General features: G+C 37.8%; 13 protein-coding genes. 9 read left to right on the top strand and 4 right to left on the bottom strand.

The genetic code is table 11. From position 1 onward, the window contains the following. Window positions 1–9 precede the first annotated feature (9 nt). On the bottom strand, window positions 10–2,841 hold the full coding sequence (gene uvrA, locus B9T35_RS03750; RefSeq protein ID WP_086189786.1) for an excinuclease ABC subunit UvrA: 2,832 nt from the start codon (window positions 2,839–2,841) through the stop codon (window positions 10–12). A 302-nt stretch (window positions 2,842–3,143) separates the two neighbouring features. Between uvrA and B9T35_RS03745 the strand changes: the two genes are divergently transcribed. Further along, entirely contained in the window at window positions 3,144–3,497 is a 354-nt protein-coding gene (locus B9T35_RS03745) for a DUF1304 domain-containing protein (protein ID WP_086189922.1), read from the top strand. 62 nt (window positions 3,498–3,559) lie between these two features. On the opposite strand, the gene B9T35_RS03740 is transcribed toward B9T35_RS03745, so the two are convergent. Further along, the gene (locus B9T35_RS03740) at window positions 3,560–3,934 is read right to left on the bottom strand and encodes a hypothetical protein (RefSeq protein ID WP_086189785.1); all 375 of its coding nucleotides are present in this window, start codon (window positions 3,932–3,934) and stop codon (window positions 3,560–3,562) included. Between the two features lie 262 nt (window positions 3,935–4,196). Here B9T35_RS03740 and B9T35_RS03735 point away from each other — a divergent pair, with 262 nt between their 5' ends. Further along, window positions 4,197–4,538, top strand: a complete 342-nt coding sequence (locus B9T35_RS03735; RefSeq protein ID WP_086189784.1) for a GlpM family protein — start codon at window positions 4,197–4,199, stop codon at window positions 4,536–4,538. 215 nt (window positions 4,539–4,753) lie between these two features. Here the strand turns inward: B9T35_RS03735 and tenA are convergent, their stop codons facing one another. Beyond that, on the bottom strand, window positions 4,754–5,428 hold the full coding sequence (gene tenA, locus B9T35_RS03730; RefSeq protein ID WP_086189783.1) for a thiaminase II: 675 nt from the start codon (window positions 5,426–5,428) through the stop codon (window positions 4,754–4,756). Between the two features lie 227 nt (window positions 5,429–5,655). On the opposite strand from tenA, the gene B9T35_RS03725 reads away from it, so the two are divergent. From B9T35_RS03725 to ssb, 3 genes are all read left to right on the top strand, one after another. After that, a complete protein-coding gene (locus B9T35_RS03725) occupies window positions 5,656–6,735 on the top strand; it encodes a DUF475 domain-containing protein (RefSeq protein WP_086189782.1) in 1,080 nt (359 codons plus the stop codon). Window positions 6,736–6,871: 136 nt separating this feature from the next. Continuing rightward, a complete protein-coding gene (locus tag B9T35_RS03720; RefSeq protein WP_086189781.1) occupies window positions 6,872–8,236 on the top strand; it encodes an MFS transporter in 1,365 nt (454 codons plus the stop codon). 51 nt (window positions 8,237–8,287) lie between these two features. Next, window positions 8,288–8,884, top strand: a complete 597-nt coding sequence (ssb, locus tag B9T35_RS03715; RefSeq protein ID WP_086189780.1) for a single-stranded DNA-binding protein — start codon at window positions 8,288–8,290, stop codon at window positions 8,882–8,884. 125 nt (window positions 8,885–9,009) lie between these two features. Here the strand turns inward: ssb and B9T35_RS03710 are convergent, their stop codons facing one another. Then, window positions 9,010–9,477, bottom strand: coding sequence for a hotdog fold domain-containing protein (locus B9T35_RS03710; RefSeq protein ID WP_086189779.1), 468 nt, complete (start codon window positions 9,475–9,477; stop codon window positions 9,010–9,012). A gap of 138 nt (window positions 9,478–9,615) precedes the next feature. On the opposite strand from B9T35_RS03710, the gene B9T35_RS03705 reads away from it, so the two are divergent. The 4 genes from B9T35_RS03705 to B9T35_RS03690 all read left to right on the top strand — a co-directional run bounded on the left by B9T35_RS03705 (window position 9,616) and on the right by B9T35_RS03690 (window position 13,898). Beyond that, a complete protein-coding gene (locus B9T35_RS03705) occupies window positions 9,616–10,233 on the top strand; it encodes a TetR/AcrR family transcriptional regulator (protein WP_086189778.1) in 618 nt (205 codons plus the stop codon). A 212-nt stretch (window positions 10,234–10,445) separates the two neighbouring features. Further along, entirely contained in the window at window positions 10,446–11,009 is a 564-nt protein-coding gene (gene ahpC, locus B9T35_RS03700) for an alkyl hydroperoxide reductase subunit C (RefSeq protein WP_086189777.1), read from the top strand. A 167-nt stretch (window positions 11,010–11,176) separates the two neighbouring features. Further along, on the top strand, window positions 11,177–12,052 hold the full coding sequence (locus B9T35_RS03695) for a pirin family protein (protein WP_086189776.1): 876 nt from the start codon (window positions 11,177–11,179) through the stop codon (window positions 12,050–12,052). Window positions 12,053–12,599: 547 nt separating this feature from the next. Further along, window positions 12,600–13,898 (top strand): FAD-dependent oxidoreductase, encoded by a 1,299-nt coding sequence (locus B9T35_RS03690; RefSeq protein WP_139841998.1) that lies wholly within the window; start codon window positions 12,600–12,602, stop codon window positions 13,896–13,898. Window positions 13,899–13,903: the final 5 nt, after the last annotated feature.

Raw genomic sequence — 13,903 nt, 5'->3', positions numbered from 1 at the left:
TTCTCTAAATTACTTCAACAACGCCTTCAAAAACTTCGCTGTATGTGAAACTTTAGACTTCACCACGTCTTCAGGTGTACCTTCAGCAATAATCATACCACCGCCTGCACCACCTTCAGGGCCTAAATCAATCACCCAATCGGCAGTTTTCACCACATCCAAATTGTGCTCAATGACCACAATGGTATTTCCCTTATTACGGAGCTCATGAAGAATATCCAAAAGCTTTGCAATGTCATGGAAATGCAAACCTGTAGTTGGTTCATCCAAGACATATAAGGTTTTACCCGTATCACGCTTCGCCAATTCACGTGCCAATTTCACACGCTGTGCTTCACCACCTGAAAGCGTGGTTGCAGATTGACCCAAACGTATATAGCCCAAACCGACTTGAGTTAAGGTTTCTAAACGACGGTGAATCACAGGAATGGCTTCAAAGAAATACATCGCATCTTCAACGGTCATACCCAAAACATCAGAAATGTTTTTGCCTTTATAGCCAACTTCTAAAGTTTCACGGTTATAACGATCACCATGACAAGAATCGCAAGGCACATACATATCAGGTAAGAAGTGCATCGCCACTTTAATCATGCCGTCGCCTTCACAGGCTTCACAACGACCACCTTTCACGTTAAACGAGAAACGACCTGCAGCATAACCACGGGCTTTGGCTTCAGGTGTTTGCGCAAAAAGTTCACGAATGGGTGTAAACAAACCTGTATACGTTGCAGGATTCGAACGAGGTGTACGTCCAATCGGGCTTTGGTCAATATCCACGACTTTATCTAGGAATTGTAAGCCATCAATCGAATCAAATTTTTCAGCAGTCAGCGTGGTTGCACCATTCAATTGCGTCGCTGCAAGCGGTAACAAGGTACGGTTAATCAACGTAGATTTACCTGAACCCGAAACCCCTGTGACACAGGTCATAATGCCCAAAGGAATGGTCAAATCGACATTTCTTAAGTTATGGCCACTTGCACCCATCAGCTTAATTTGCTCTTCAGGCTTTGGTGGCTGAGTACGAACTTTCGGTACTGCAATTTTTAACTTGCCTGAGAGATATTGACCCGTAAGTGAATTGGGATTTGCCAAAATTTCTTCATAGGTTCCTTCGGCAATAATATGACCGCCATGAATCCCTGCACCAGGACCAATATCAATAATATGATCGGCAGCTCGAATGGCATCTTCATCATGTTCAACCACTAAAACGGTATTGCCCAAGTCACGTAAACGAACTAAAGTTTCAAGCAAACGGTCGTTATCACGTTGATGTAAACCAATTGATGGTTCATCAAGCACGTACATCACGCCCATTAAGCCTGCACCAATTTGCGAAGCCAAGCGGATACGTTGTGCTTCACCCCCTGAAAGGGTTTCAGCAGAACGGGATAAGCTTAAATAATTCAATCCAACAGAAACAAGGAAGTGTAGACGCTCACGAATTTCTTTAAAGATTTTATCGCCAATTTCACCTTTGGCACCTTCAAGTTGTAAGTCTTGATAATATTGTTCGGCATCACCAATCGACATCTTGGTGATTTGAGCAATGGTCTTGTCTAAGATTTTTACATTACGTGAGATTTCATTCAGGCGTGAACCATCACAGGCATCGCAAGCTGCATTGGATAAATATTGGGCTAAATCTTCACGGACATAATTTGATTCGGTTTCACGGTAACGACGTTCTAAATGAGGCAAGATTCCTTCAAAAGCTTGCACACGCTTATGTGAACGACCACGCTCATCGATATAACTTAAATCAACTTTGTCTTTGCCTGTACCGTAAAGGAATTTCTTTTTGGTATCAGCATCGAGTTCATTCCATGGCGTATCTAAAGAAAAGCCAAAATGTTCAGCCACTTTTTCAATCATGCTGTAGTAATACGGACGTTGTCTGTCCCAACCACGAATGGCACCTTGACTGATGGAAACATCAGGGCTAGGAATCAATTTTTCTGAACTGAAATGACTGCGTGTACCTAAACCATCACAGACAGGGCAAGCCCCGAATGGATTGTTGAAGGAAAATAGGCGTGGTTCAAGTTCACCGACAGCACGTTCACATTCAGGGCAGGAGTGTTTTGCCGAGAATGTACGATCGCTTTGTTCGCCATTCATCCACGATAATGTCGCAATATCACTGCCTAAGCGTAATGCTGTTTCAAAACTTTCAGCAATACGATTGCCCAAATCATCACGGACTTTAAAACGGTCAACGACCACTTCAATGGTGTGCTTTTTCTTTTTATCGAGTTCAGGTGGTGTATCAATATCAATGACTTCACCATCGACACGAGCACGGACAAAACCTTGGCTTTGCAATTGTTCAAAAAGATTGGTGTATTCGCCTTTACGTTCACGCACGACGGGTGCGAGCAACATTAAAGCGGTGCCTTCTTCCAAGCCTTTAACCGCATCGACCATTTCCGAAATGGTTTGCGCCACCATTGGCAAATCATGTTCAGGGCAATAAGGCGTACCAACACGAGCATAGAGTAGACGTAAATAATCGTAAATTTCAGTAATCGTTCCCACTGTTGAACGAGGGTTATGACTTGTCGATTTTTGTTCAATCGCAATAGCAGGACTTAAACCTTCAATGGAATCTACTTCAGGTTTTTCCATTTGCGATAAAAATTGGCGTGCGTAGGCAGACAACGATTCTACATAGCGACGTTGTCCTTCTGCATATAAAGTATCAAAGGCAAGGGAAGATTTACCAGAGCCTGAGAGTCCCGTAATGACCACGAATTTATCGCGTGGAATATCGAGGGACACATTTTTTAAGTTATGGGTACGTGCGCCTCGAATACGGATATGACTTTGGCTCATAAAACTTTCTCGGTATTGTGCAAATTGAAGGTTATATATGATAGCGATTTAAATTTGTTCAAGCTGTATTAAATCGTTTTTTAACGACATTTTGTGTCGGATTGATGAATTTGTTAAGAATCTCACTGTATCGAGGTTTTTGTGTAGTGACAAGTCAGAAATTTTTCTGTTGAAATTTGCATTTTTAAGATAAATTTAATGCTGTAAAAAGAATACTTCGATGATGAGTGACATGGCAGATTTTATGATCCTGAACGCTGTGTATAGAGTCAAAAAATTAAATAATTTGGAAAATTAAAATGATCATTGCCAAAGTTCTTATCGCTTTTATTGCCATTTTGCATATTTACTTTCTTATTTTAGAAATGTTCCTGTGGGACAAACCGATGGGAATGAAAGCCTTTGGTAATAATTCTGAAAAGGCAGCATTAACCAAAGTTTTGGCACAGAATCAAGGTTTATATAATGGATTTTTAGCTGCAGGTTTAATTTGGTCACTCTTTGCAGCAATGCCGTTTGCAATTCAACTGGCCAATTTCTTTTTAGGCTGTGTATTGGTTGCAGGGCTTTACGGTGCCATGACCGCCAGTAAAAAGATTCTATATATTCAAGCCCTGCCAGCTTTAGTGACTTTAATGGTCGTGAATTTTATTTAATGACTTAAACAAATCATCTAAATAAAAAACCATTTCATCATGAATGTATGCTCAATCGTTATTTAGCATGCCATGCGGAATGAACGTTCAAAAATAGAGTCTATTTCTTCGAAAGCCAATGTACGTGGAATTTCATGATGCTTTCGTGCATAAAAATTAACTTCATTTTCCATAATTTGTAGAAAGTCGTTATAGCTTTTTTCAAAGTCTGGTAAGTCAAGCAAATCTAATTGTTTGGATAGATAACAATTGTATTTTTGAATGAAGGCTAACATTAATTTTTGGATGTGTTGGTTGGTAAAGTAAATTAAATATGTGGCAGCAGAACCACAATGTTCACAGCCTTTTTCTAAGTAAATTTCTTCGCTATTCAGCCAACAGCATTGTAAGGTGAAAAATGCACGGATGGCTTCTGTTCCCATATTTTCTAGTTGCATTGTTATCCCTCTCAAACAAAATCACGCATTATAAATGATAATCATTATCGTTTATAATGCGTGATTTAATACTGAAAGTCCAGTTTTAAATCAATACAATTTTTACATAAACCTTTGAATTTATTATTAGAGAATAAAAGGAGATCATTGATATTCACGTAAGCTACTAAAGCGTGATTCGCTTTTATGCAGATCAGATCTTTTAAAAGAAATGAATCAGCGTAAACTAACATTTTTTAGAAAATCTAAATTTGAGTGCTTTATGCTGTCTTTGTTTTTAAAATGTATTTTAGGGGCAGCGGTCGTTATTCTTATTTCGATACTTTCAAAAAGCAAAGCATTTTATATTGCTGGCTTAGTGCCACTCTTTCCTACTTTTGCATTAATTGCCCATGTCATTGTGTCACAACAGCAAGGCGCAGAGGCGTTGCGTAAAACGGCTTTATTTGGCTTGTGGTCTTTAATTCCATATGCTCTTTATTTAATCATGGTCTATGCGTTAGCGACAAAGATGTCCATGTGGTCTTGTTTAGGTCTAGCAACGCTTTGTTGGATCGTAGCTGCAGCTGGATTGATTTATGAATGGCAAATTTTTCAGCAGTAAATTTTTCGCAGTAATTCATTCAACAGTAAATTTTTCGAATGAATTATTTATATAGAAGCATCAATTTAAAGAAAACGATAAAGACTCAAATACTCAAAGATCGGAAACTTCTTGCACCATGTACTATCTACACTTTGAATGATTTCTATAAGAGAAATAAAAGGTGTGATGCAAGAAGTAGAATACACAAGTCTAAATTAATTGATTCATCTCAATTATGGTTGAGAAAGCCCTAGCCATTGTCTTTGATGATAAGCACCATCCCAAAACAACCATTCTAATTCAGCACCTTTGGTATAAGCTTGATGCATTTTCTCAATGGTATCAGCATCACAACGCTCTGCAACTTTATCAATGGTTGCCAGTACATTGCGGACAGCCTCATTAAACTCTTCACCTGAATAAGTATCGACCCAAGCTTGATATGGGTTATTTGGAATTGATTTGCTCACAATATCTTTACCAACTTCAGCATAAATCCAAAAGCAAGGGAGCAGTGAAGCCAAAACTACAGGATAGCTTTCAGACCAAGCTGTTGCGGTTAAAAATGAGGTGTAATGATGGCAAGCCAAAGTTAAAGGTGTTGTTTCAAATTGTTGTTTGGTAATGCCAAAATCTTGCATAAAACCATCATGTAAACTGCGTTCAACGACAATGGCTTCTTTAGCCCCTTGCGTGAATTGAATGATGTCATCTGCTTCAAATGCTTTTGCACCACATACCGCCAAAGCTCGACCATAAGCAACAAGGTAATGTGCATCTTGAATCACATAATGACAAAAGACGTCTTTGCTTAACGTCCCTTGAGCAAGCTCTTGATTAAAAGGTAGATCTAACGTTTTTTGATATAAATTTAAATTACGCTGCCAAACATCTTGAGAAAAACTCATGTCAAATACCTATCGACAATAAAGAAAATGAGGAATGTCAGGACTATATCAAGACTGTTAAAAGGAAGATATGATAGAGAACATAACGCAGACTAGAATTCAAAAAATCATACGAAGAATTTTGGTTAAATGTGAAAAAGTTGTCATAATCACATCCAATTAAATCTTAAATTTTCTTTTAAGTTTTACAGAATTTTCATTATAAATAATTGTGCATAGGTCGTTCCATGAAACATTTTGGTTTCTCTATATTTTTTACGATCGTGTGTTTGGCTATTTCTGCTTATTGGGGTTATACCCATGGTCCACAAGCAGGTTTACAAACCATGTTCACAGCACTGACCATTACTGCAATTTTAGCAGTCATGGAAGTGTCCCTCTCATTTGATAATGCCGTAGTGAATGCCTCAGTTTTACGAGGATGGGATCATTTCTGGAAAATGATCTTCTTAACAGTCGGTATTGTAGTTGCTGTTTTTGGTATGCGTTTGGTTTTCCCAATCGTGATTGTTGCTGTGACAGCAGATATGGGAATGCTTGAAGTCGTGAAGATGGCTTTGAATAATCCTATTGAATATTCAGCAAAATTGATGGCACATCATGCTGAAATTGCAGCATTTGGTGGATCATTTTTATTGCTTGTATTCTTAAACTTCTTCTTAGATGAAGGTAAAGATACACACTGGTTTAGATGGTTAGAACGCCGTTTAGCCAACCTTGCCAATGTTCCTGCGATGTCTGTATTTGTTGCGCTGATTGCTTTACTCATCATGGCTGCAAATGTAGAAGAAGCAAAACGTCTTGTGGTAACGATGGCTGGTATTTGGGGTATTGTGATCTACATTGGCGTACAAGTTTTAAGCCATATGTTAGGTGGTGAGCCTGAAGTAGATGAGGATGGTAATGCGATTGGACATGATGCCAGTGGTGCGCCTTCAGGTGTAATTAAAGCAGGTATTGGTGGTTTTATTTATCTTGAAGTCCTTGATGCATCATTCAGTTTTGATGGTGTGATTGGTGCATTTGCGATTACTTCAGATGTTGTCATTATCATGCTAGGTCTGGCTATTGGTGCGATGTTTGTTCGTTCAATGACGATTTATTTGGTAGAAAAAGGCACATTGGATGCTTATATCTACCTTGAACATGGTGCGCATTATGCCATTGGTGCTTTAGCATTTATTATGCTGGCAAGTGGTACGGGTGTACATGTTCCTGAAGTGGTTACAGGTCTTATTGGTGTGGCGTTTATTGTTTGGGCAATTTTTGCATCAATCCAATACAACAAACGAACTGTAAATAGTTAATCCATATTTAAGATATTTGTTTAAAATGGAGGGCGCATATATTGCGTCCTTTTTTATGTTCAATGTTTCCACAAAGTTGCAGCAATGTGCGATGATGTGGAGATAACAGAATCGCCAATTTTGATAGCCAGTGAATATGATGAATGCCTTAGAACGTCGCTCAACTTTTGCATTAAGCAGTATTTTTGCATTACGCATGTTGGGATTGTTCATGATCATCCCAGTATTTGCGGTGGCAGGGCAATCTTACCAATATGCAACGCCAGCACTTATCGGATTAGCTGTTGGTGTATATGGTTTAAGCCAAGCTTTATTACAAATTCCTTTTAGCCTTTTGGCAGACCGTTTTAGTCGTAAACCTTTAATTATTTTTGGCTTATTGCTCTTCGCTTTAGGCGGTGCTGTGGCTGCAATGTCTGAAACCATTTATGGTGTGATTATTGGGCGTGCTATAGCAGGTGCAGGGGCTGTTTCTGCGGTAGTGATGGCATTGCTTGCAGATGTGACACGAGAGGAACAACGTTCAAAAGCCATGGCAACCATGGGCATGAGCATTGGTTTATCCTTTGTGGTTGCTTTTAGTTTGGGGCCTTGGCTCACTAGTTTGATGGGCATTTCAGGTCTGTTTTGGGTCACCACCATTATGGGATTGCTTGCAATTTTAATGGTGTTTATGGTGCCTAAAACCACACGTCATCATAAAAATTATAAGCAAGGTTATATTAGTCAGCTAAAACAAGTTCTCAAAATGGGTGACTTAAATAGACTCCATGTTTCTGTGTTTGCATTGCATTTGTTACTTACAGCAATGTTTATTTATGTCCCTTCTCAGTTGATTGAGGTTGCAGGTATTCCTTTGTCTAAGCATGGAATGGTTTATTTACCCCTACTTGTACTGAGTCTATTTTTTGCATTTCCAAGCATTATTCTGGCTGAGAAATATCGCAAGATGCGAGGCATATTTTTAACAGCGATCGCTGGGATTATCATTGGTTTATTGATTCTTATTTTTGGCTATCAATCTAAATATATTCTACTTTTAGGCTTAGGTTTATTCTTTATTGCCTTTAATGTGATGGAAGCTTTACTGCCATCATGGCTGTCTAAATCTGCTCCAATTCAATCTAAAGCAACTGCGATGGGCGTAAATGCCAGCGGACAATTTTTAGGTGCATTTTGTGGCGGGATTTTAGGCGGTCAATTATTAATGTTACATAATACTGCGATTGGTTGGAGTGTATTATCGGCTATTGCTATAATTTGGTTGCTGATTAGTTTTGGGTTAGCTCAACCACGTTATTTAACCTCGATTGTTTTGCGATTACCTGAAGATAAACAAACCGATGATTGGACTTCTCAGTTACTGGCAATTCATGGTATTGAAGAGGTCGTGGTGATGTCTGAACAACAAGTGGCTTATGTAAAAGTTGATAAACAGCTCTTAGATGATGCTGCGCGACAACATTTAACGCACTTGTTGGGTAAAGAGGTAGCCATTTAAACATAACTCTTATAAAGTAAAACATAGAATTGAATAGGAAGATAACGTCTGATGCGTGGTGTAAATAAAGTCATTTTAGTTGGTACTTTGGGTAAAGATCCTGAAACTAAAACTTTCCCAAATGGTGGGTCTTTAACTCAGTTTTCAATCGCGACAAGCGAATCGTGGACTGATAAAAATACGGGTGAACGCAAAGAACAAACTGAATGGCACCGTATAGTTTTACATAACCGTTTAGGTGAAATTGCTCAGCAATATCTCCGTAAAGGTTCTAAAGTTTATATTGAAGGTTCATTACGTACACGCCAATGGACTGACCAAAATGGTCAAGAGCGCTATACCACTGAAATTCGTGGTGAACAAATGCAAATGTTAGATTCAAACAATCGTCAACAGAATGAAGGTTCTGGTGATAATGGTGGATTTAACCAACCACGTTTTAATAACAACAATAATAACCAGCAAAGCGGTGGTTATGGTCAGCCACAAAATAGCGGATTTAATAATCAGCAAAGTGGAAACCAAGGCGGTTATGGCAACAATAGCAATGGTAATGTAAACCAAGGCTTCCAATCGCCTAAACCACAGTCGGCACCTGCTGCACCTGTACAAGCGCCTGCTGATTTAGATGATGATTTACCATTTTGAGACATTTGAGATATCGCTCTTTTAATTATTGTATAAGTTAAAAGGGCAGATCATCATCAAAAGAAAACCCTTTGTGAAAACAAAGGGTTTTTTACATTTTAAATTTGATTTGGGAAGTCTAAAGATTATTTCTTTTTAGCAGATACCCACATGGTAATGACGGCATGGAAGACGATCTCGCCTTGAGTATCTTTAACATCAACGTTTACAAGATAATCACTGCCTTCAGTCCATTGGAAAGATGGCTGTGCTGGCATCGCAATAGCCACAAGATCAGTATCTGCCTTCTTTAAATATTCAACAGTCATTCCCTTTGGAATCCAACGATGTGATGATGGAACTGTCACTTCAGTCATGGTCCCACCTGCAAGCTCTGCCATATTACACATGGCTATAGCATGTACTGTACCAATATGATTGAGTACAGCACGTTTTTTAGGAATACGAATTTCACAATAATTGGCATCTAGTTTTTCAAAAGTCGGCGAAATACTCCCAAAATAAGGCGCTTTCAAGCAGATCATTTTAGAAAATGTCCATTTCCCTGCAGGTTTATTGGAGAATTTTTTCCACAGTTTAAGAACTTGGCTCATCATTTTTATCCTTATTGAAAATTCAAACTGAATATTATTCTAATACAGAATATAATTCTGTTGTTGGCTGTAATGTAGATATCTGCATGATATAAAGTCAACGTTGTTTTTGTGATGCTTAAAAGGCGGTGCATTTGTATGACTAATCAAATCTTAATTGAGCGTATATTTTCGGGTCGCCGTGCTGAATTAAAGCGAATCATTTTATTGCAAGCGCTCTCATGTTTCTTAGAAAAGGGTATTGAAGCAACAACCATTGAAATGATTCGTGATCGGGCTGAAGCCAGTGTTGGCGTGATTTATCATCATTTTAAGAATAAAGAAGGTATTATTTCAGCCCTTTTTTTTGCGGCTTTAGATGATCAATCACAACGCCGTGAAGAAGCATTGCTACAAGCGACTAGTTTGCAACAAGGCATCATTTCTATTGTTGAAAGTTATATTGATTGGGTTGAGCAGAATCCTGATTTTGCAAGCTTTTTATATACAGCCAGACTGAATATTACAGAAAATAACGCAAGTGAAGAACTACAACTCAGAAATCAACAACGGAACCAAGCATTAATGGCATGGTTTCAGCAGCAACAAGACTTTGCCATTCTTCAAAAAATTCCGCATGAATTACTTTTATCTTTGGTGATTGGTGCAACAGAAAGCTATTGCCGTGCATGGTTGTCTAACAAAGTAAAAACCTCACCACAACAGTATAAAAGTGTGTTGGCCCAATCTGCTTGGAATGCTTTAATACATTTATAAATATCGGTTTAAAGGGCAAGTTGATATATTTCAGTTTTAAAAAATAATCATTTTGAATGGGTATGTTCAATTAAATAGAGGATGTTAATGGGCTTTATGATCTATTTTTTCGATTGTTTTTATAAAAAAGTACAGTTTTACCAATTTTATAAAATTTCGTATTCTAGCTTCACAAATAAGCAATCTATGAAATCAAGCTAGAGGAATATCTCATGAGTTTAATCAATACAGAAGTAAAACCATTTAATGCAACGGCATATCAAAATGGCGAATTTATTGAAGTTTCTGAGCAAAATTTAAAAGGGAAATGGTCAGTTGTATTCTTCTATCCTGCCGATTTTACCTTTGTATGTCCAACAGAATTAGGTGATTTAGCAGATAATTATGCTGAATTCCAAAAAATGGGTGTCGAAATTTATTCAGTATCAACAGATACTCATTTTACCCATAAAGCTTGGCATGACAGTTCTGATGAAATCAAAAAAATTCAATATGCAATGGTGGGTGATCCAACATGGATTTTGGCTAAAAACTTTGAAGTTTTAATTGAAGCTGATGGTTTAGCAGATCGTGGTACTTTTGTGATTGATCCAGATGGCAAAATCCAAATTATCGAAATCAATGCAGGTGGTATTGGTCGTGATGCACAAGAACTTCTACGTAAAGTAAAAGCAGCACAATATGTACATACACATCCAGGTGAAGTTTGCCCTGCAAAATGGAAAGAAGGTGAAGCAACATTAGCACCATCAATTGATTTAATTGGTAAAATTTAAATTTAAAAAATAGTATGGGAAAGAAAAAATCCAAGAGTTAAGCTCTTGGATTTTTTATGTTTAAGCGTTCTATTAATGCAACGAAGTGTGCTACCTATTTAACAATACTGCCTATTTAAAACGAATAAAATGCCCTCAATATAAGTCCTAGAGATAGGAGATTTAAAATGAAAAAAGTTATTGGTGTTTATCGCAACCAAAATATGCATTGGGTTGGAGATGGTTTTCCTGTAAAAAACCTATTCTCCTATGATCGATTAGGTCAAGCCATTAGCCCATTTTTATTATTGGACTATGCTTCTCCATATAAATTTGAGCCAAGTTCAGAGCAACATGGTGTCGGTTCGCATCCGCATCGTGGTTTTGAAACTGTAACGATTGCTTACCAAGGTGAAGTGACACATAAAGATTCGCATGGTGGTGGCGGAACTATTAAAACAGGCGATGTGCAGTGGATGACAGCAGGTTCTGGTTTAGTGCATGAAGAGTTTCATTCACCAGAATTTGCCCAAAAAGGTGGGCTATTTGAAATGGTTCAGCTTTGGGTCAACTTACCTGCTGCCGATAAAATGACAGCACCAAGATATCAAGCTATAGAGTCTCAGGATATTCCTGTGATTCAGTTTGAAGATGATGCAGGTCAGGTTCGGGTAATTGCAGGTCAATTTGCTGAACAACAGGGGCCTGCAAATACTTTTAGTCCTGTGAATGTGTGGGATGCTGTATTAAAAGCAAATCATTCACAACAAGTGCACGTTCCAGTAGATCATACGACTTTAATGGTTGTACTTGAAGGTGAGTTATTGTTGAACGGTACTCAAAAGGTTCAGGATAATTCGGTTGTGATCTTTGCAAAAGATGCTGAAACAGAGATTCAAGTAGAGGCCATTCAAGATACCAAGTTTTTAGTATTGACAGGTCTACCACTGAATGAACCAATTGAAGGTTATGGTCCATTTGTTATGAATACCAAAGAAGAAATCATGCAAGCATTTCATGATTTCAACAATGGTAAATTTGGTGAAATTGCCATAGAGGCCTAAACGGAAAAAAGCAGATTGTAAAATCTGCTTTTTTTTTAAATTTTTAGAAATAAGATTCAAAGTGCTGTTAAAACAGAATCAAATATTAATTATTTTTAGTTTATCTTATTGAAATATTTAATAAAAAAGAAAAGGATCTCTATCCCACACAATAGAGATCCTTTACGCTGTAGTTTACTTTTTTTATTTGTTGTTATGGTTATATGTGTTATCTTTTATTTTAATTTGTGTGATTCATTTCACATTTTGTAAGCGCATAATAATCAAACGTCGTTCCTTTGTAAAGCCCAAAATTCAAAAATAGTGAAAATATATGTTTTATTTTTAAACGATTTTTATAGAAGTGCTAAAAAGTAGAAAAATATCGTTTCAAAATCAGGAAAAATGTTTCATTTGCTTAAAGAAATAGAGCGATTTGATTGAGATTGATCATTCAAAAATAAAATGATGAGATCGATAAATAGGATGAAAACTGGAACTTTTTAATACCGTATTTTGAACATGCATCATTCATAATAAAAAAAATAGTCAATCTCGGATAATAACTTTGAATATTGCAGTAATTGGTAGTGGCATGGCTGGTCTTGCTACAGCAAGAATTCTTCAAGATGCAGGACATCATATTACCATCTTCGAAGCATTACCTGGGCGAGGCATGGATAGTCACAGTATTGAGTTTGAAGGTGGTTTAATTGATGCGCCTTTACGTGTGATGAATCCGCATCTTTGGCAGAATACTTTAAGCCTTGCTGCCTATTTGGGTATTCAAACTTTTCCTGTGCGCACATTCATGGCGTGTAGTTGGTTATTCGAGAATAAAACGGAAACATGGCTCACCACATCACGTACCCGCATTGGTAATTTTCCAATCATTAATAGTCGTAAAAGTATTAAACAGTACGGTTGGCGCTTAGTAAAAGGCATGTTGCAATTAAAAACAGCCATTCACCAATTTTTTAAATCAGATAATCAAGAGATTACACTTGCCGAATTTATTAATAAAAATGATATTGAAGAAGTATTTTTACACGGTGCTGTGATGCCTGTGTTGTATACCATTTGCACCTGTGATCCGAAAACGATTGGCGAATGGCCTGCTAAACCTTTATTGGTTTTTTTAAGACAATTGACCGATGGTGATGCCTTACTGCGTTTACAAGGTGGTACGCCTGCATTGGTTGATAAGTTGATTGAAGGTATCGAGATTCAGAGTGGATCTGCGATTTCGAATATTGAAGAGCAGGGTGAGCAAGTCCTAGTTGAGAATGTACAAGGGGAAAAATTTCTCTTTGATCGTGTTGTAGTGGCGACGCCAACCAATAAATTAGACACTTTTTTAAATGCAGAACAATTTGCAGATGATCTTACATTACTCAATCAATTTAAATTTGAACAGGGCGAATTGGTAATGCACACCGATGCGACTGTGATGCCTCCGAATCGTAAAGATTGGGCGGTGTTGAGCTATATGATGGATCGTCAATTTACTCGTCAACAATTTACAGTGTGGTTGAACTCAATTGAGCCGAGCTTAGTTGGTAAATCAGCAGTATTCCAAACATGGCGCCCAGTGACACCCATTGATCCTAAAAAAGTGATTTCGACGGTAACGTTGACTCGTGCAGTGGTTAATATGGATACCGTGGCATTGAATAAAGAACTGCAACAACGTCATAAAGAACCTGATCGTAAAGTGTTTTATTGTGGTTCATGGTCATGCGATGGTTTGCCGATCTTAGAGTCTGCCGTGACATCTGCGATGCATATTGCCGAAATTTTTGGTGCGCCATTGCCATTTATTGGATTAAAACCTAAAGTTGAGGTTGCTCCCCAATTGGGTTATTAATTCGA

It is taken from the genome of Acinetobacter sp. ANC 3832, from assembly GCF_002135415.1.
Classification (GTDB): domain Bacteria; phylum Pseudomonadota; class Gammaproteobacteria; order Pseudomonadales; family Moraxellaceae; genus Acinetobacter.
The sequence above is the reverse complement of the archived record's forward strand: the minus strand, read 5'-3'. Positions and strand labels throughout refer to the sequence as shown.

What these genes read in the sequence shown, in the direction of transcription:
- B9T35_RS03705 (WP_086189778.1), top strand. Translation starts at nt 9,616, where the DNA reads ATGACTAATCAAATCTTAATTGAGCGTATATTTTCGGGTCGCCGTGCT.
- B9T35_RS03720 (WP_086189781.1), top strand. Translation starts at nt 6,872, where the DNA reads ATGATGAATGCCTTAGAACGTCGCTCAACTTTTGCATTAAGCAGTATT.
- ahpC (WP_086189777.1), top strand. Translation starts at nt 10,446, where the DNA reads ATGAGTTTAATCAATACAGAAGTAAAACCATTTAATGCAACGGCATAT.
- uvrA (WP_086189786.1), bottom strand. Translation starts at nt 2,841, where the DNA reads ATGAGCCAAAGTCATATCCGTATTCGAGGCGCACGTACCCATAACTTA.
- tenA (WP_086189783.1), bottom strand. Translation starts at nt 5,428, where the DNA reads ATGAGTTTTTCTCAAGATGTTTGGCAGCGTAATTTAAATTTATATCAA.
- ssb (WP_086189780.1), top strand. Translation starts at nt 8,288, where the DNA reads ATGCGTGGTGTAAATAAAGTCATTTTAGTTGGTACTTTGGGTAAAGAT.
- B9T35_RS03725 (WP_086189782.1), top strand. Translation starts at nt 5,656, where the DNA reads ATGAAACATTTTGGTTTCTCTATATTTTTTACGATCGTGTGTTTGGCT.
- B9T35_RS03695 (WP_086189776.1), top strand. Translation starts at nt 11,177, where the DNA reads ATGAAAAAAGTTATTGGTGTTTATCGCAACCAAAATATGCATTGGGTT.
- B9T35_RS03740 (WP_086189785.1), bottom strand. Translation starts at nt 3,934, where the DNA reads ATGCAACTAGAAAATATGGGAACAGAAGCCATCCGTGCATTTTTCACC.
- B9T35_RS03735 (WP_086189784.1), top strand. Translation starts at nt 4,197, where the DNA reads ATGCTGTCTTTGTTTTTAAAATGTATTTTAGGGGCAGCGGTCGTTATT.
- B9T35_RS03710 (WP_086189779.1), bottom strand. Translation starts at nt 9,477, where the DNA reads ATGAGCCAAGTTCTTAAACTGTGGAAAAAATTCTCCAATAAACCTGCA.